Raw genomic sequence first — 19,020 nt, forward strand, 5'->3', positions numbered from 1 at the left:
AACTTGCAAGCCTCTTTTAATTCTACGAAGTGTCAATTTTCGAGCTTTTTCACACCTCCTCCCACTATTGTTGATATAAAACTTGATCCTATATGTGTCTAAGAAAAAGGCGATCTAATAGTTCTTTAAATCAAGATGAGAGTGACAGACTTTTTCTAAACCTTGTCAGACACGCATTAGCCAGTTTATCGTCCATGACAGTACCTGAGTAAAAATATTTAATTTTTTACTCCCTCTTTTTTACAATTATTTTCAGGTTTAGAATAATCATTTAAAATACCTCGAAATTAGCTATCAAACGCATAAAAAACACATACGCAAAGACCAGACAGTAACTATTAATACTCGAGATAATAAGATAAGAATTTCCGTCACCAAATCTCTAAAACGGATTTTTTATGACTTTAACATTTGACATTGCAGATAAATCCGATTTAATTTAATAACACATGAATAAATCCGTCTGACAGTATTTATTCTGGCGGATTATTCTCGTGATAGTAGTGAATTGCCACAATTGGGTCTTCGAATTCAATTTTAATATTGTTCAATTCCGGCAATGAAATATCATGAAGGATGCGTCCATTTTCAACTACAAATGCTCGTTCTGGGGTAACGATAACTGTACTCAACATGTCCCTTATTGGAAAGTGGTTTAATCTATCCTGCGGTATTATACCTGGTTGATCACGAGAGAGAATTAATTCGTGGGCACTTATGTTCTCGAAATACTGAACAAGGTTACCAACTTCGCTAGTGTCTAGGTAGCCTATCAATAGATTTACCTGATTGTGTTTGCTGATAATATCAAACGAAAAACAGTTTTTTCCGTGAAATAAGACTGTCAATATAGGGTTTGAAAATCCTAACGCCGGATCAACAAACAATAGAGCGGTTGAGGTGGATTGGCCTTTGTAATAGAAAGTTACCCTTACGATTATAATCTCCTTATTGAACCAATTTCCCGGTTGGAGAGTAACATTTTGTATGTAGGGATAAAAAATGTCTTCCACTTCATCAGTAATTCCTTCTTCAAGGAGATATGCTTGATGTTCCGCGTTGATTTCGGGTATCTGGCGTATGAACTTCCAAAGTGCTTCCAATGATTGCTTCCCATGATACTCGCTAAATTCGTCCATCTCAAAAATACAATTACCCTTTTGCCCCGTATAAATAGGAATAGTGCAGAAGTGCTTATTAATTTGATTTAGCCGGATGTAGTTGATGTGTCGGGAGTTTGATAGCTTAATAGGTTTGGCGGCCGAAAAGTTCACCGCAATAATCCTTGCCTTTTGGGTCAGAATTTCCAGTACGAGATTGTCTCCTTTGCTGATGATGGTTAAATTGACGATATGATCATTGCGCTCTGCAGTAAAAAAATTATCTGCGATAAGTTCCTTTTGAGGATTCCATTTAAAGCAATGGTTTGAATTATAGCCAACTACAATTTTATTTGATTCAAAAGACACCAGGAACGCATTGATAAATTTTAAATTCTGATCCCAGGGAAGTTCTGCATGAATTTCGTAAGGGTAGGAAATATTCCGTAGAGTCAGTCTCGTCGGGTGTACAATCAACAGATTCTCTACTTGGAGTTTTTTGGTGATTTGTGCTTCGGTCTTTTTACCGTAAATTTCTTCACTATTGAGCGTAAGCACCTCAAGGAGCGACTGTATTATTCGCTTTAAGTTTTCGAAGAAATATCTGTCACCATCAAAGTCTGATAAGTTTCTTGATCTTTTTTTCCAAGAAACGGCTCTCTGATAATCCATATCTAGCTCACCAGAAAGATAATAGTTGTGAATTATGTATGGATTTCTGCTATGGATATCCTCCAGCATTTCCCTCGGGAATGTTTTAAGCATATCAAATGCTAATATAGCAGTGTTTATATATGCTGTGTTGTTTAGCTTGGAGGTATCTTGTGGACCGTGATTCCACAGGTCAATTTTTTCCTGTAATTGTTTTTCAGATATAATGGTTCGAATCATAACTTGGTTATGAATAAGCTGTTTTTGTTTGTTCACCTGACGGGAATTGTAGTCTTGGAGTGCAGCAGTAAATACTTCCAGGCGGTCATTGTCCAGCCAATGGTACTGAATGCCAAGGTTTGATTGAATGAACATTTTAACATTTTCTGCTAAACCAACATTCGGTTGTGCATCCAAAATAGCAACGAGGCCATCATGCATAAGGGCCTTTCTCTGATTAAATTTCGTGACTAATTGTTCAGCGTTGGGATTAAGACCATTAATAAATTTTGGTAGGTCATCATTATCATTACCAAAGGGGACTAAGTGAACGTTACATAGTTTTATTAGCTCATGATGTTGCGGCGTACCTATCATTTTCTCCTTGGAGAGAATATAATGCTCTTTTTGATCTCCCGGAAACCATTCTTGCATCAACCTTAAGACAGTAAGGAAGTCTTCATCCATTACGCCATCCCGGCTGCAGCCGATAAATAAAAAATGCTTGTTCATCCATAGGTTAGTTAGTATTGTTTTGTAACCTGTTGCATGTCTAATTCTGTCATAGTCATCATCGCCAAATATTGGGGTGTCAGGCCGAGTATAGACTCCATGAAGGTGTAGAACAAATTGCTGTCTTTTATTTAAGCAGGACTGAATTTCACTGTGCTGTTTCCAATCAAATGCCAGGTCCGTTTGCATATTACCGACATTTGTTAAAAGTTGATCATAGTTTGTGGTCGCAATGAGCGGCTGGCATAAGTTCTGAATGCTTTCAATCAATGCAGTATTTTTTACGACAGGCCTTCCAAACATTTCGTTTAACCAGTTAGTATATGGATGCTTAGGCGCGTTTAATAATCGTTTGACGATACCCGCAGCTTTAGTTAACTCATTAACGCTCGATAAGGATTTTGCTTCGTTTATAAGGGTACTATCATAGCCTAATGCTTCGGCATATTGTATTCCTTGGTCGACCAGACCCTTCCAGCCAGGGATATCTGCGGTAGCACTAGATACACCTGCGCCGACTACAGGTACAATTAATCCGTCTTTTAGTAAACGTCTAATATTTGCTTTGTGGTCCAAAATTTAAAATTTAAGTAGATTATATTTGGTTGTGTCAGTACTTTTCCTTTTTAATCAGCTTTTCTGGGGATCAAAACAGCCTTCAAAGCATTATTTGTGGTCTAAGTTTTAATTGCCATGAGAGGCTCAAACACTGCATTTGCGTCCAATAGATGCTGGCTATACAGCAATATAGTACTTTCATAGAAAAAAGAAATAGGTAACTTGTGTTGGCAACATGTAGGAAAACAATTCTTGATTATGTAAAATAGAAGGAAAAAAAGTTCTGGGCGCTCCCCGGGAAAAGAGCCATCCTCCCCGAGGTGATTTTATTGGGAGATAGGTAAGAAGAAGCGCCACCGGAATGTATCCAGGTGGCGCTCTTTTATTTCATTTAACTTTATTGTCCCACCGCTTTATTCAGCGCAATAATTGCGTCTTTAAACTGCTCCCGCGTAATTACAAACTGGAAATTCACTTTTCTCAACGCCACACCTACACTTAAAATATTAATTTCTGCCTGCGCCAATGCCGCTGTGGCCTTAGCTAACAATCCCGGTTGATCCATGTTGGACCCAATGAGGCACACAATGGAAATAGGCTCTACTGTCACATGTTCATATTTCTCTCTCAGGTCTTTCAGCAACTGCTGGTTCAGATCATTTTCCCAAATCACGATGCTGATGCTGTTGGCGCTGGTGGCCTTAAAGGTATAGCTCACACCATAGCGGGCAAATACCTGCATGATATCCAGATCGCTTCCCACGGCACCTACCATGAGTGGATCGTAGATGTCGATGAGTAGTTGCTGGTTGGAGCCGGTGATTACTTCCACCCGTTTATGTTCGGAAACATAGTTTTTGGTAATCAGCGTGCCGGGATGTTCGGGCTCAAAGGTATTTTTAATACGAAGATTGATACGCGCAATTTCCAGTGGCTTCGCGGCTTTGGGGTGAATGGCTTCCATTCCCACATCTGCCAGTTGGTCCGCGATATCGTAGTTGGTATAACCAACAGGTTTTACATTTTCTATGCCTACCAGCGCCGGATCGGCGGTGGACAGATGATATTCTTTATGGATAATAGCTTCTTCGGGCCGGAGCAGCTCCGCAATTCTGCTGAAGGTTACTTCGGAATAGCCGCGATCAAATTCCCGCATAATACCTTCCGTTCCTTTTACATACCCGGTGGCAATACACAGGCAGCTCTTCAGGTTGATGCGTTCAAATTCTTCCCGGATACGTTCATCAATGGTGAGAGAACGGCCATCTCCAAGGCCGCTGAGGTCTGCCAATGCTACGTTAAGTCCTTTGTTTTTCAGGATGTTTGTCAGCACAAAGGCGGAATGACTTTCACCTACCGACGCCAGTATTTCCCGTACTGCCAGCAAGATACCTTCATTCAGGTATCCGGAGGCCAGCATGGTGTTGGCGCTATCGAGATAAATCAGCACGCGGTTAATAATATCATCGGTTACTTCATCTGCAGCCACTACATTGAGTCCAAGCGACCCGTAATGAGCATTCAGGTCTTTAAGGTGAAGCCTTACAGAAGCAAGTGCCTGGTGATAATCGCCTCCGGTGGCAAATTGATGATAGGCGCCCGGAGCTTTCGTTTTTTTATTTTCGAGTAGCAGATTTGTAACGCCGGAAAAAGCAGAAACAATGAAAACACGATTGTATAACCCATCGCCGGTACGCCCGTAATAAATGATATTGTCGATTACATCTTTGAGGGCACTCATGGATGTGCCACCAATTTTTTCTACTGTTAACATGCTGCGAAACTATATAATTTATTTATGTAATAAAAGCTTGATCAGCTGTCAAACTAATCGATTCTCCTGATAAATACAATTTTTATAACGAATCATTTTGCCAGTATCGATTTGAGGCGTAACTTTGCGCCCTCATTATCAAACGATAGAAGCAGAAATGTGGGATAGATTCTACTTTAGAGCCATTAGCGTATTTATTTTATTGACTGGCGCATTATTTTTATTAAAGAACTGGATGTTGGACAATGGAGTACATCACAATGTACTACTCTTCGGAAACCTTGCACTGGCTTTACTTTCGGCGTTTACTTACAACATGAGCCGCAAAGGTATAGCAGCTGAAAGCAATAGCATTTTTATGCTTCGCGTATACGGTGCAATGATCAGCAGAATGATGCTTTGTTTGGCAGGGATTACCATCTACGCCGTTGTTAACAGAGCGAATACCAGCAAGTACACCATCTTCATGCTGATGTTCTTCTACGCAGTATATGCGATCTGCGAGAACGTTAGTCTGCAGAAGTATGCAAGACAGGAGAAAAAAGCGTAATACGCTGCTCCTCTCCTGAAACAGATCGTTTGCCGGTACAAAGCGGCAATAACGATACTGGTATGGTGTTTTTTTAATACACTTTACTGATAGGGTATAGTACGCAGGGAATCCTGTGACCGGTGTAGTTTATCTGTTCCGGACATAGCGGAGCTATGCGCCTGCTTCTCCTGCCAGCAATTGTGTTAGTATGGTGGTTGTCCATTCCATATCATTTTCCGGAATAATGATAGTCCGGAACTGGTGGCGTGTGCCTTCTATTGCTACACCCGGAGAATCATCGATATGCCAGTCGATCCCGAATGCCGGCGGGTATTTGGAAATGCTGCCAGCACGCTTTTCCAGCGTTTTGTCGTGAACAGATTTGTTGATGATTTTATTCACGTAAATACCATAGCTGAGGAAAAGCATCCTGATATAGAAAGGAGACCGGTAAGAAGTGGTATATATATGCACCCGGTGATTATCCTGGATTAACCGCTTCATCAGCGCCACCGTACCTGATCTCAGGCTTTCCCGGCTGACGAGTTTTTGCCAGATGGTTCTCCGTTCTACCGGAAAGCGTTTGACACCAGGTATCAGCGTGTCATCCAGGTCAAAAGAAATATTCATAATTAATATTGCTGTAATCCGTTTGAAAGATAACAGTATTCCAAATAACAAAAAAGCCGCAGTGATGCGGCTTTTCCTTTTTTATATAAATATTTTTTAAAACAAGGAGTAGAAAATTATATGCTTATATCCAGCATATGTTTACCCTTGTAACTGATATTTATTTTTTTCGAGATACCTTTTGCTTTACCATTCATGGTACCGGAGAATGATATTATTACGGAGTCATTCACGTTTACCCCACTATTGCTGAATTTCTCAAAATCAGGTTCTACTACCACTGGCACGGTAAACATAGCATGGGCAGGTATTGTCATGACGGTATCTATTTTCACATGTCCCAGGTAAAATGAATCCACCTTGAGATCCAGCTCTCCGCCGGTAAAGGTGAAACCGTAGTCGTTGGGATTATAGTATACACCATCTACGCGCAAGGCCAGTCGTTCCGGCGCAAGGCCAAAGAGCTTAACCGGCAGCTTACGGGGCAACCGGGCCTCCGGTGTTTTGAAAAATGTACAGGATGGCAGGGCCATAGCGGCAGCCAGGGCGAGTACCATCATTTTCCATTTAGCTGGTAGCTGGATGTTAAGGCGTTTGTAAACTTTCATACACTTATTTGATAATGGCTGATGATTGATGATAATATTGCTGGTATTAAGACAAGCAAGCCTGCAAAAAGGGTGAAGGAGGAAGGGAAAAAAGTAATTTAATTTAAAGCTTCGGCTTTCATTTCGTCATTTTTTAGTTTGGTAAGGTTTGTGACATGATGTTGCGCATCGAAGCGCATTATGGACTTTTACGGGTGCTTCATCTTCATTAATCCCGGGTAAAGCCGCAGGTAAACCTGCAGGGCTATCGGGTTCCTCCCATATAAATCATCGAGTTGGCGATCATTGAAAAAAGCACCGAATTGCCCGCCCAGGGCAAGCCTTGTCCGGGCAACCTGCAGGAGGTCGTAGCTGAGTCCTGCGGTTAGTGCATGAACCGGAAAAAGCGTGCTAGCACCATATTTCCCCGGATCGAGCGCTAATTCTTCCACCGATTTCTGTACCCATTCATAGCGCGTATATATTTCCGTTTTCTTTAAACGCAGTGCACCTTCTATTAGCACGGCATGCTCCCCGCTATGATCTGTAGGCTTATTCAGGCCCCACAGGGCAGTGGCGTTTATCCAGTTATCGTGGTGCAACGGCAGGTTAAAAATGGCGGCAGCTGTAGTGCGGTGAATATCCTCTTCCGGATGAAGCATTTCAGGACTTTTGATATAGCCGTGCGATACCTGTAAGGTCCAATACGGTGAGGGCGCAAAAGACACCCGGCCGCTCCAGGAATCAAATTTCATCTGGTCAAAATTATAACGGTTTTCATCGGGTTCTCTGCCGGTAAAAACAGAGCCTTCCAGTTTAAATTTGTCTACTCTTACGCCCAGTGTGGCTACACCAAAAGTGATATGTGTACCATCGTTCCAGTGATGGCTGACAGGAGCGTCGGGATTAGATAACGCAGACGGCCGGTGCATAAAGGCAACAGAGCCTATCGCCGGTTCTCCCGGGTATCCGAAGTAAACAAACGCATCTACCTTCCTGGAGAAAGCATAGCTATAGCTGACCGATAACTCAGAAAATAAATCATGAGGATGTTGCCGGTCTACTAATGGTTTCCCCTGCCAGCTTTCACCGGATTGAAATAACAGGGGATACCCTCTGCCACCTTCCGTAAGCCGGTCCAACGACATCATCACGTTGTAATGAAATAATCCCTTTTTCCCGATCTTTCGCTGTGCCATCAACATAAACCAGTTAGGCGCATCGAAGCGACTGTCGCCCCTGTTGCCTTTACGGCCAACATCCTGGCTGGTATACCGCAGGAAAAGATTACCATGCACCATGTACATCCATTTTTTCGAATGCATCATGTAACCATACATTGGCGCCGAATCGGGTAGCCAGCCGGTACCAGAGCCATTCCTGTTCATGGGCAGTTGCAGTGAAAAGGCATGGCTCATGGGCGCCTCCATAGACATGCCCGTATCCTGCATGCCCTGATCTGGTTGCTTATCTCCCATAACAGTATTTCGTATATGCTTATGCGGTAGAACAGTATCTTTCACGGACATATGATGTTGATGTTGTGCATGTATTGTAAAAGCACAAAGCAATAGCGTGACCATCAATAGTAGTAGCTGCTTCATGGTTATTTATGGTATAAATACCATACCATTGGCGGCAACGGCTCAGGAAGTCTTAGTCAACCGGCTGACTGTAAATGATTTGCCGGATAGTCATTTATTCCGAAAAGCGGGTGCTGGCAAGGGCAGGGGAATGATATCCACGCATTGGGGTATCTAAACAATCGCAACAGTAGTGAACGATAAGCAACATAAAATGAGGCAGGTAATCCTATTTTTTTGAAGCGTTAGGGAGATGTTAACTTCTTTAATCACCAACGGTATACAAACGTTATTCCCTATCTTCCGGTTAAAATATCATATCTATTCTATGGCAAACAACCCTGGCAACAGTAAGTACAAGCATCACCAGGTGCAGTACATCGAGTTTCTCTCCGAAGATATTAATCGCGCAAAGGAATTTTATTCCAACAGTTTTGGCTGGAAATTCACTGACTACGGTCCCGACTATACGGCATTTGGTGGAGATCATGTAGATGGTGGTTTCGCAAAAGGCAAACCAGTGAAAGGTTCCGTTTTAGTAGTGCTTTATTCCGACAACCTGGAAGCTACCAAAGAAAAAGTAGTAGCAGCAGGTGGTACTATTGTGAAAGATGTGTTCACCTTCCCCGGTGGCAAACGGTTTCAATTCGCTGACCCCGACGGATATGAACTGGCGGTTTGGACAGTGGAATAAATAAAAAAGGTGTCATACAAAGCGTGACACCTTTTTTATTTATTCCGGATATTAAGACTTAGAGTCCAACCACTATACTATCGGCCTTCCAGCGGCCATCAACACCTACATCAACGCCGCCACTACCTCCACTGGTGCTAAAAAGACGCCCTCTCAGAATAGTTATTTTGTTATTTTCCAATGTAATATCGTTGACAGTTTTATCAGCTATAACAATATTGTTAGGACCTAAACAGAGTATCCTTACTGATATTTGCTGGCTGGTTGTATTAAGAACTAATGTCTCCATCGAAAAATTAGTTCTTTTTCCTGTATCAGCAATAGGTACATAGTAATAGCCATAAGTATTGTTTCCATTCCAACCAACAGTTATAGTACCCTCACGGTACTGGTAGAAGGCGGGCAGATCACTATATTGTACTTTCGGATATTTAGTCGGATAAAAGCCGATAAGCTTTGCGTTAGCAGGAATAGTATCTTCAATCACCAGTTTTAGTTTTGACACAATCCTGTCTAAGACAACATTTTGATTAACAAGGCCGCTATCAACGCTGATGGTCATTCTTTTATTAAAAACATCAGTGCCGGGCTGTGTAGCCGCAAATCCATCTGGAATATTAGTTGGGTTCGCCATGCCACCGAAATAACCGTCGGGATTAGGTAAAATAGAATCTTGTGTAGCGGTAATTGAAACGACATAAGATCCGGTGGCTAATGTATCTGTGATCTTTCCAAAGTTGGCGCCCGCGGCCGTCTGGGTCTGATAAATAGTTTTGATAAATCTTAAATTGCTGGCCTCATATACATTATAAGCTAAGTAATGAACATATGCGGGAAGCGAATCGCCGGCAATTTTTGCATGCTGTGAATTTCTGCCGTTGCTAAAATCAGCAATAGAAGAGGAAAATCCAGTTACGTTAAATTGAACAGGATGCTTATCCTTTTTTTGTGGAGGAGTAGGTGTTTGATTAGAATTATCCTTTTGGCATGCCGATAAAATAACCAGGGAACTCAGTAGAAATCTTATACTTTTTTTCATGGGGAACGGTTTTTTCGGGCTAAAAAATTAGTCAATAAAGATAATTTTTTTATGCTAATATATTTCAGCTAAATTCCACATGATAGGTATAGCTATTTACACATTATTCGCTTTTGCGTGGCTGAATAAATACCACAGTTTTATCTTTAACGCCAGCCAGCCTAACACCCCGTAAACAACCAGTAATATGCTCAAATGACGGAGATAAGGAAAGGTCAGCTCTACCGAACCTTTTTGTATCAGCAGAATTTTAAATGCTTGCAGGAAGGGCGTCAGCGGGATAATATTCGCCAGCAACTGCACAAAGGCGGGCATTGCACTGAGTGGCCAGGTAAAGCCACTGATAATAAATGCCGGTGAGGCAATCACCATTAGTACCTGTGTCGCTTTCAACGCATCCGGCAACAGGATACTTACCAATACCCCCATAAAGGATACGGACCCCACAAAAACAGCCGTCAGCCATATAAAGCTCAGGATCCCCTGTGGTAGCGGCACATTGAAAAAGATATGCATCCCATAGTAAATACATACAATGAGAATGGAGAAAAGCCAGATGGGGATGACTTTAATCAGCATAATGGGAAATGCCCAACGCCGCATGCCAGCGTATTCCGTAGTGAACGATCCCCGCTGGAACTCCGCTGCAAAGCTGATCGCCATAGCCAGCAGGATGACCTGCTGGAGTACCACTGCCAGCATTGCCGGCCACATAAATATCAGGTAGTTGCTGGTAGTATTAAAAAGCGTGATGTAATTTGTTTTGAACGGCTCATATTGCGTGGCGGCTCTCACCGCCGGCATTCCCATCTTCTGTAATCCTTTAATGGAAACACCGGCAGAAAAAGTACCAATAGTGAGCTGTAAGGCTTTGGACGCAAAGTTGGCGGTCAATACATTACTGGTGTTCACATACACATTTACCTCCGGGTATCTTTTCTGGAATACCTGGGCCTCAAACCGGGATGGAATCATCACCACTGCTGCCGCTTCTTTCCTGATCACTTCATCATTGATATTGCCAGGCTCCTGGAGCGTTTTAAGTATTCTGATACTTTTATTGTCGCCCAACATTTCCACCAGCTGGTTTGACAGCGGGGTATTATCCTTGTCTATAACGATAACGGGTATATTTTCTACTTTCCCACTTCTGTATACAAAGCCGATGAGCGTGGCGTATAGCACCGGCGCCAGGAAAAAGACGGTACGCAGGGTGGAATTACCCAGGAACATTTTGAACTCTCGTTTCAGCAATCGGAAAAATTCTTTCATACCTGATTATTTCAGTATAACACTTGCGTTTACCAGTACATCTTTGACCTTATTGGGATCTTTGGGTTGTACTTTGATCTCATAAATGGCATCCTGTGGCTGGTAATCAGGGAAGGCGGTGCTGATATCCGCATAGCGGTTCAGTTGTTTGATGTAGATAATATTGCCATCCAGCATTTCATGGTTGTAGAGGATCTCCATCTTTACATCCTGGTCCTTTTTATAGGCAGCAATCTTGCTTTCCGGGATCGTGAACCGGAACCAGGTGCTGCCGGGAATATAGCCATTGAATAAGGCAAAACCCGCGGTGGCCAGTTCACCGGGATTAAGACTAATGGTTTCTATTTCCATATCGTTGGTAGCAATCACATATCGTTCTGCATAAGCAACATTCGCTTCCTGTAAAGCGCCACGGGCCTGTGACGCCTGGCCGGCAGCCATGTTCACTTTTTCCACGCGGGTACCTCTCTTTACATCATCGAGTTCGGCAACTACGGCATCGTATTGGGCTTTGGCGCCTTGCAGTTTGGCGTAAATTTCATCATAGGCCTGTGGCGACATCAGGCTGTCGTTGAACATATTGCTGGCTCTATTAAATGATTTCTGCGCAAAATCATATTGTTCTTTCAGTCCTTTGTATTTGGCATGTAACTGTTTCATCTGGTCGGCAGTAGCACCGTTGCGGGCCATCTGTTCCTGTGCGGTAGCTGCATTCACGGCTCCCTGTGCCTGTGCTATTTTAGCGGAAACCTCCGGTACATCCAGTAAGGCGAGGGTATCTCCTTTTTTAACAGTCTGGCCTTCTTTTACATAGATGTTCAAAATGCGCCCGGTTACTTTTGGTGCAAAAGATACCAGGTCTTTTTTTGCCTTGCCTTCAAACCGGTCGGCCTTTTTTTGTTGGGGAGAACAGCCGGCCAGTGCCAGTGAACAGCTGAATAATATGCAGGTAGTTACTTTCATCTTATTGAAATTAATTTAAGTAATGGGGGCAGGTACCTTTGCCTCAATACAGTTTGTTAATGTCCAGCTCCTGGGTAGATCGCATCACTTCAATGGCGGCCCTGCGCTGGTTAAAAATGGCATTCTGGTATTCCAGTTCAGCTGATTCAAGATCGTTCTCCGCGGCAATCAGTTCAGTGGATTTAGACATGCCATACCTGAATTCTTTTTCAGCTTGTACCAGCGCATTATTGGCCAGTTCCTTCTCCTTTTGCTTAAGCGCAATCTGCGCATTGGCAATATCATAGTTCGACTGGTTGTTCGCCTGGTTCAGGGTTAGCTTGCGCAATGCATCGTATTTCTGGTTTTGTAGCAGCTCCCGGTCAATACGCGCAGTTTCAATAGCATGTTTGCCCTCTCTGCCATCAAAGATTTCCCATTTAAAACCAACACCCGCCGTTAGCAAAGGCAATATATTCAGGTTGGTAGGCCGCCAGTCCAGCTTACGGCCAGGATAGCCGATAGCAGGAATAGGAGGGATGATATTATCGGACGACTTCACCCTGCTGCCATATAAGCCGATATAATAAGCAGACGCCTGCAATTGTACTTTAGGGATCCACCAGGTTTGTTCGGCTTTTATTTTATATCCCGATGCACTGATGCCGTGGTCCAGTGCCCGGATTTCGGCCCGCTGTTCAATAGTTTTCTGTGGAGTAGGAAGTACTACGGCGGTCAATACCGGCTCAATGAGGCGTAGCCGCTCTTTGGAGATATCTGTTAACACTTCGAGCTGGGTAAGCAGTAGTTCTTTTTTTCCTTCATATTCGGCTACTTTGGCGTCTAGCGTAGCTTGTGCCAGCTCTATTTTTTTATGATCATACGGCGTAATCAGTCCATATCCCAGTGCTTTATCGGCCGTTTTGCGATTGGCATCCAGCCGCCTTTTGGCTTCATCCAGCACTTTTTTGGACTGATGCACCAGGGCCAGTTGGTCGTATGCCCTTGAGATAACGGTGGCTACGTCATCGGCAGTTTTTTCCAGCAGGATGTTTTCTGATTGCCGTTTCTCATCCAGCGCTTTGTTGAGCTGCTTTATTTTTCCACCGGCATATAACAGCATTTTTGCATCTGCTTTGGCGATTCCTGAAAAGCCGGATACATTGATATTGTTATTGTACTTCCCTTCAGGGATGGTCAGAAAAGGTTGCAGGTTCAGTTCCGGAGAAATAACACGTGCAGTGGCATTGAGGTAACCGGCCATACCACTTGCTTCCAGGGTAGGCAGGTAAGCATCTTTCAGCTTGTGCTGATCCAGTACAGTAAGTTTGTTTTTGATAAGCTGAGCCTTAAGATCTGCGTCCCGCACCATAGCACTGTCCAGCAGCTCCCGGAAGCCAGGTGCCGTTTGTGCATTGGCGTAGTGATAAAATAACAGTGATAGAAGTAGGAAGAACAGTTTGCTTTTCATTGATAAATACGTTTAGTCACAGTTGATGGCCATATACTTCGAAGTATAACACCCAAATCAATCCAATGGTTGATTTTTTACTTTTATATATAGAAATTATATTTTATGATGGAGATCGGAGATAATGCAGATGGGGACAGGATAACAGTACAGGTAGGCTTTTTTGTGTATTAACGTGCATGGTACAACGGAATGGTGAATATTCAAGGTAAGGAAATTATCTCAACTTATCAGGTCGTAAAAGCATTGATATGCCTTTCGCCGATGCGAAATAAATGCCTGCTTTCATTGCTGCTGGCAGCAATTGATCGTATTAGTGATGGTAAGTATACTGTGCCTGGTAATGCTATTACCGGCTTTTCCTTTGCAGGAAAAGCAAAGCAGCAGCCGGCTGACGTTACCGGCTGACGAAATGAAGGCGTGCTATGATACCAGAGAATGTAAAAACAGCTGGTATCAATAAACCGTCAGCCATATGTTTTTCCTGATATAATCATCTAGTTTATTTTGATCAATGACCTTCTGCAATTTATTCATTGCCTTATTTTTGGTAACCCTGATACCCTTCTGATATACTCTGGAAATAGCGATGAGCCCAGCCCTGGCGGGTGAAATGCGATCCTGGTAGGATTTGTTTACAAGACAATAACTGGCATATCTCGCCATGTAAATGGTGGTAAGATTTGGATTGTTGTCTACCAGCTTAAAGAAATAATCGGACATTGGAACATTCACCGTAGGAGAACCGGATACCCATATAAAAATAAACCGGCCTGCTTCACGTCGTAGTTCCGTTTGTTTATCAAGATCTGTTTCTTCCAGCCAGTCGGCCACTTCCGTGACCAGTTGTTCATATTTGGCGTAGTCTTCTGTTACCCGTAGTTCTGTGTCACCCGGAAGATGAGGAAGTTGCTGAGCTTTTGCAGGTGAAATGCTGAGCGTAAACAGTACTGCAGCTAGCATGAGGAAGATAGGTTTGTGCAAAAACATGATAGGGATATTTAAAACTAATGTAGCTTTTAATATTCATTTTTTGTGGGAACAGCTATCACTATTTACCATGCCTGAAATAAAAGATGTAGTTTCGCTTTTTTCGGATAAGCAGCAATCGTCATGTCTGATCATATTACTTATTGTTATCCCACTGCTTCTGTCCTTCGTCGTACAGGACCTGCGCCACAACTACAGTTGGCCGGTTACAACGAAATAGAGAAGGTACAGTTGCCGGAGTTTTTTCGCGGAAGCCTGGAGCAATCCTATATTACTGCCCGTTGCCTGATTACCTTGTCTAATGTAGTGAAGGCCAATTTTACGCTGACGCCGGCGCAGGCATCTTTATTGAAAGATCCAATTGTTACTGCCGGCGCAGATAAACTACGATTTGAAGGATTTTCACATTGCGCCGGTGTATACGCCCGCGTAGATGTTTTGCCCGGTGGCCATAGCGGGGTATTTCCAGCCAGTGGCACCGTAAACGTAGACTTTAACCAGCCAATGATTAATGCCCTGGGAGGTATTGGAAGAAACGACCGCTTACAGCTGTCGGTAGGTGCACAGGAAATCAGTGTACAAAGTACGCCGGCAACAAAGGTGGTGGAGCGGAAGGTACCGCTGCCCGTAAAATGGATAAAGGGATTAACAACGGTACAACTGTTCCTGTCGGCAGCCAATGTTGCACACCGGTTTAACAAAGTACAGTTGCTTCAATTATTCCAAAGTATTCCCGGTGCTAATGTGAAGGCGGATTACTACCTGGTGCAGCAGGGCAATAAACCCATGTTTAGCCCTGCCAGGGCAGCAAATGCGATATGTATAGGCGGCGTGCACCGGCTTAAATTGCTGGAACCGTTGCTGCCACTGACAGATGAACTGCAGGTATTTGTACACCCCGATATGCAAAGCACTACCTGGCAATTGTATTTTGGAAGCGTGCGATTCAGCCTTACGCTATCCCGCGAAGCCTGGCGGGGCTTTTCCGGCGAAGGCGCCGCATTGGAATCACTGATAGCGGAAGTGCCGGATGAACTGGTATCCGCCATCGATAAGTATGGTTATGTGAACCAGGAATTTAATGCCACTTTACTGGCGGTAAACGAACAAATCAGTTTTGATCAGATCGATCAGCTCACTGGTCGGTTAGCGGCCATGGGCCTGTTGGGATACGACCTCGATGAAAACAGCTACTTCTACCGGCGATTACCTTTCAAACTCAGTCGCATCATGAGTTTGAATCCCCGTATGAAAGACGCGCTGCAACTGCTGGAAGATGATAAGGTGATGATTACATCCATAACGGCCGGCAAAGTGGAAGCGCGTGTAGCCGGCACCGGTATAACGCACACGGTTATACTGGAAGAAGACCGCGCACGTTGCACCTGCACCTGGTACGCTAAAAACCAGGGCCAGCGAGGATCCTGTAAACATATACTGGCAGTGAAGAAGAAAGCAGACCAGCATTTTTAATTGTTTTAATCCACCATAATGACCCATTCGGAAGTACTGCAGCAAATACTTGAAAAAGAACATGACCAGGAAATTGTGCCCTTCCTCCGGCAACTTTCTCCAACAGAAAGAAAGGCGCTGGTCCCCACTATCAAACAACAGGCCGGTTACTATGGAGAAGTGATTCAAATACGGCAAAATGTTTTTCGCAGCAGGATGACCGAGGCGCAGTGGAATATACTGGCAGCAGCAGCTTTTGTGTGTTACGACAAAGCTGCCATACAGCATACTTCTTTTGTTTCCCGCCTTATCGGAAGCCGGTTGCTGGATGAAATTGCACCCTGGTACATGGCTCCCTGGTTTGACGCACTGATGGCCGAACTGGCAGAAAAAGATAGTTTGCCTCATCATTTGTCTTATGAAAGGATAATGGAGATGGCTACGCAGCAATGGCTCACGCTCACCGCACCTATGGTCGTGACCTGCCTCACGCGGGCCATTTTTCCCGGAGAAAAAAATAGCCGGCTGGATTCAACCATCCTTTCCAAATATCCTGTTACCCTGTCAGAACACATTTGGTATTTGTTTGAATACCCTTCCAATATTTATTTTAGTGATCGTTGGGTCCATGTCACAGAGTCAGTAAATGGGGAAGAGGAACCCAACTGGAGAGGCCTGTTTAAGCGGCTCGCCGCAAATGGCAGCCTGGACAGGATGCGGCTGTTGGAATCCTGCTTAAAAGCCGCTAACCGTAATTTTAATAAATTACTCGTTGGCTGGATGATGGATTTGTTGGTGAGCCTCAAGCCCACTCCATCTGAACTGATGACATTACAACCGCTGTTATTCCAGGTGTTGGACTCCCCACAAAGTAAGGCGGTAGGTACTTCGTTGAATTTGCTTAAAACATTATTGCCAGCACCTTCCTTTGACTATAATGCCCTGGTAGGTTATGTGCCACACCTGGCGGCAACCGGTAAAAAAGCTATTGTGGCCAGCACCATTCAGATGATGGATAAACTTTGCAAGAAGTATCCGGCAGCCGTTTCCAATATATGCCAGGGTTTATGCCAGGTTTTCGTTGTAAAAGAAGAAGATATACAAACAAAAACCGCGAAGCTGATCGTTCAATATGCTGCTGATACTGACGTTGCACTAAAAGAGCAATTATTGTTGTTTAAAGACAGTATGCTGTCCGGAACGCAGCAAGTGCTACAACCTTTTTTCAACGGCGCAGCAGCGGCGGATACGCTACCAGCACAGGAACAAATTCCCCTGCTACCATTGATTGGTCCACATAACCAGATCCCGGAAGTCACCGATCCCGGCGAACTGGTATTCCTGGCCAGCCAGGCTTTTGAAGGCCATGAAAGCTATCATATCGATCAGTTGCCGGCAGTATTAATTGCCCTTCAGCATTGCATCACCACCGATATACTGTTACAGCTGGATCCCGCTTTTCAGCGGGCTTTCGCTATCCTGAAGCAGTTGCCTTCCGCGGCGGGCTACTTCGATCAGATGCTAGCCGTCTTCTTTTTGAATTATGGCAAAAACATGGCGGATGCCCGTCCGGATTATGCGGAGCAACTGAATATTATTAAACACGCTAAACACTGGTGGAGAAATCGTGCAGACATTCCCTGCTTAGGTCAATGGAAGTCGCACTTTCAGGAACCCGGGATTTTTCATCTCTACAAAAAATTACTGGTATTTGCAGGGGAGAAGCTAACGAAGCAGGATGCATTGCCGTTGTTATCTACTCCCAGCCACACCCCGGCGTGGCTGGACCCGGTGATCCTGGCACAACGTTTACAGCTATACGTAGCAGCAGAGGCAATACCTGATGAACTGGATCTGCAGGTAGCTATCGCGCGTTGTTCCCTGGAAGATGCGAGTGCGGCCAAATCACTTGTAGCTACGATGCTGGCAGGAGAATACCAGCGCCTGCTGGAGTTCCTGCTGTATGCCGACGCGCCACCGCAGGGACCTTTTACCATACCCTCTGCCTGGATGCAGGCCGGTATTACCAAAACGCCGTTGGTAGCCTATGAGGCTTTCGCTGATTTTTCGTATAACCGATTGCCGTTAGTGCTTATGAACGGCCATTACCCCTGGAAAGCGTTGCGCCGTCCTTATGAAGCCTATGGTGAATATAACAGGGAAAAGAAGGCATACGACCGGTACTGGTCAGAAGAAACAGTGATAGAAATCAGCTTTCCCGAAACAAACGGGCAACTGCTGAAAGGGCCTGCACCATTGATACAGGAGTATCTGAATGCAGTAGGCCAACATATGTTTATTCCTGCGCCGGATATAAAACGACTCCTGCTGCTCACGCCCAACAATCCCGCCGTATTACTGGCCAGGGTTGCAAAAACCTGTCACACCTATTCCCTGAGATATGAAGTAGCGGAAACATCGATGGTATTAGGCGCCATACAAACCATTCATGAACTGGAAACACCTCCAAATGAAATCACCTGCCTGTTTGTAGCCTGTTGTATGTTGCAATCCGACAAAACAGTCAGGGCATATGCGGCAGCATATTGGAGCCACCGGGTGCCACATCAGATCAACAACACAGAACTCGGACATATTATCGGGCAACTCGAAAGCATTGAATGGGCGCCGGTAAAGCGTTATTGCGACTTGGTGGCGGGCAGCATGCTACAGGTAAGTGCACAACACAATGAAGCGCTGGAAGCCATGTTAACAGCCATTCTGGCCTGCTTTGGACCAACGCCGGTGAAAGATCTTAAAAAACTACTGGAAATATATAGCGAGGTATTGTCTGTGAATAATAGCCGTATTCAACACCCGCAGATTATTCAAATGTTGGGAGAGTGGAAGGGGAATAGTACGCTGAAAAAGATCGCGATCCGGTTGCAGGGGATGGTGAAAGCTGGATAAAACTGACTTATTGGTGGAAGGGAGTAGCTTCAACGTGTAATTGATTTTTGAAGCTACTCCTATTGCACTAAAGTTATTCAGAACTGAAGCCGAAAGAGTATTT

Annotated in this window: 15 protein-coding genes; 5 read left to right on the plus strand and 10 right to left on the minus strand. The window is 44.1% G+C overall.

The features are described from left to right. Positions 1-473 precede the first annotated feature (473 nt). Entirely contained in the window at positions 474-3,059 is a 2,586-nt protein-coding gene (locus J7623_RS19570) for an SIR2 family protein (RefSeq protein WP_291923500.1), read from the minus strand. A gap of 379 nt (positions 3,060-3,438) precedes the next feature. Beyond that, positions 3,439-4,815, minus strand: coding sequence for an aspartate kinase (locus J7623_RS19575; protein ID WP_291923504.1), 1,377 nt, complete (start codon positions 4,813-4,815; stop codon positions 3,439-3,441). Positions 4,816-5,050: 235 nt separating this feature from the next. Here J7623_RS19575 and J7623_RS19580 point away from each other — a divergent pair, with 235 nt between their 5' ends. Continuing rightward, complete coding sequence (locus tag J7623_RS19580) at positions 5,051-5,365, plus strand: hypothetical protein (RefSeq protein ID WP_291923507.1); 315 nt, start codon at positions 5,051-5,053, stop codon at positions 5,363-5,365. Positions 5,366-5,518: 153 nt separating this feature from the next. Here the strand turns inward: J7623_RS19580 and J7623_RS19585 are convergent, their stop codons facing one another. The 3 genes from J7623_RS19585 to J7623_RS19595 all read right to left on the minus strand — a co-directional run bounded on the left by J7623_RS19585 (position 5,519) and on the right by J7623_RS19595 (position 8,168). Further along, positions 5,519-5,977: a hypothetical protein gene (locus J7623_RS19585; RefSeq protein ID WP_291923510.1), complete on the minus strand. Its 459-nt coding sequence runs from the start codon at positions 5,975-5,977 to the stop codon at positions 5,519-5,521. 116 nt (positions 5,978-6,093) lie between these two features. Then, positions 6,094-6,585 (minus strand): LEA type 2 family protein, encoded by a 492-nt coding sequence (locus J7623_RS19590; RefSeq protein ID WP_291923512.1) that lies wholly within the window; start codon positions 6,583-6,585, stop codon positions 6,094-6,096. Between the two features lie 188 nt (positions 6,586-6,773). Continuing rightward, a complete protein-coding gene (locus J7623_RS19595) occupies positions 6,774-8,168 on the minus strand; it encodes a hypothetical protein (RefSeq protein WP_291923515.1) in 1,395 nt (464 codons plus the stop codon). A 232-nt stretch (positions 8,169-8,400) separates the two neighbouring features. Here J7623_RS19595 and J7623_RS19600 point away from each other — a divergent pair, with 232 nt between their 5' ends. After that, complete coding sequence (locus tag J7623_RS19600; RefSeq protein ID WP_291923517.1) at positions 8,401-8,841, plus strand: VOC family protein; 441 nt, start codon at positions 8,401-8,403, stop codon at positions 8,839-8,841. A gap of 58 nt (positions 8,842-8,899) precedes the next feature. Here the strand turns inward: J7623_RS19600 and J7623_RS19605 are convergent, their stop codons facing one another. From J7623_RS19605 to J7623_RS19620, 4 genes are all read right to left on the minus strand, one after another. Beyond that, entirely contained in the window at positions 8,900-9,880 is a 981-nt protein-coding gene (locus tag J7623_RS19605) for a hypothetical protein (RefSeq protein ID WP_291923521.1), read from the minus strand. A gap of 96 nt (positions 9,881-9,976) precedes the next feature. Next, positions 9,977-11,152 (minus strand): ABC transporter permease, encoded by a 1,176-nt coding sequence (locus J7623_RS19610; protein ID WP_291923524.1) that lies wholly within the window; start codon positions 11,150-11,152, stop codon positions 9,977-9,979. Positions 11,153-11,158: 6 nt separating this feature from the next. After that, a complete protein-coding gene (locus J7623_RS19615; RefSeq protein WP_291923526.1) occupies positions 11,159-12,115 on the minus strand; it encodes a biotin/lipoyl-binding protein in 957 nt (318 codons plus the stop codon). A 43-nt stretch (positions 12,116-12,158) separates the two neighbouring features. After that, the gene (locus tag J7623_RS19620) at positions 12,159-13,565 is read right to left on the minus strand and encodes a TolC family protein (protein WP_291923528.1); all 1,407 of its coding nucleotides are present in this window, start codon (positions 13,563-13,565) and stop codon (positions 12,159-12,161) included. A 264-nt stretch (positions 13,566-13,829) separates the two neighbouring features. On the opposite strand from J7623_RS19620, the gene J7623_RS19625 reads away from it, so the two are divergent. After that, complete coding sequence (locus J7623_RS19625) at positions 13,830-13,973, plus strand: hypothetical protein (protein ID WP_291923531.1); 144 nt, start codon at positions 13,830-13,832, stop codon at positions 13,971-13,973. Between the two features lie 48 nt (positions 13,974-14,021). Here J7623_RS19625 and J7623_RS19630 read toward each other — a convergent pair whose 3' ends face one another. Further along, a complete protein-coding gene (locus J7623_RS19630; RefSeq protein WP_291923533.1) occupies positions 14,022-14,528 on the minus strand; it encodes a hypothetical protein in 507 nt (168 codons plus the stop codon). A gap of 150 nt (positions 14,529-14,678) precedes the next feature. On the opposite strand from J7623_RS19630, the gene J7623_RS19635 reads away from it, so the two are divergent. Together J7623_RS19635 and J7623_RS19640 are read left to right on the plus strand one after the other, a co-directional pair. After that, complete coding sequence (locus J7623_RS19635) at positions 14,679-16,028, plus strand: SWIM zinc finger family protein (RefSeq protein WP_291923535.1); 1,350 nt, start codon at positions 14,679-14,681, stop codon at positions 16,026-16,028. A gap of 18 nt (positions 16,029-16,046) precedes the next feature. Further along, complete coding sequence (locus J7623_RS19640; protein WP_291923538.1) at positions 16,047-18,917, plus strand: DUF6493 family protein; 2,871 nt, start codon at positions 16,047-16,049, stop codon at positions 18,915-18,917. The last annotated feature ends 103 nt before the right edge of the window (positions 18,918-19,020 follow it).

The organism is Chitinophaga sp., assembly GCF_017745275.1.
GTDB lineage: Bacteria > Bacteroidota > Bacteroidia > Chitinophagales > Chitinophagaceae > Chitinophaga.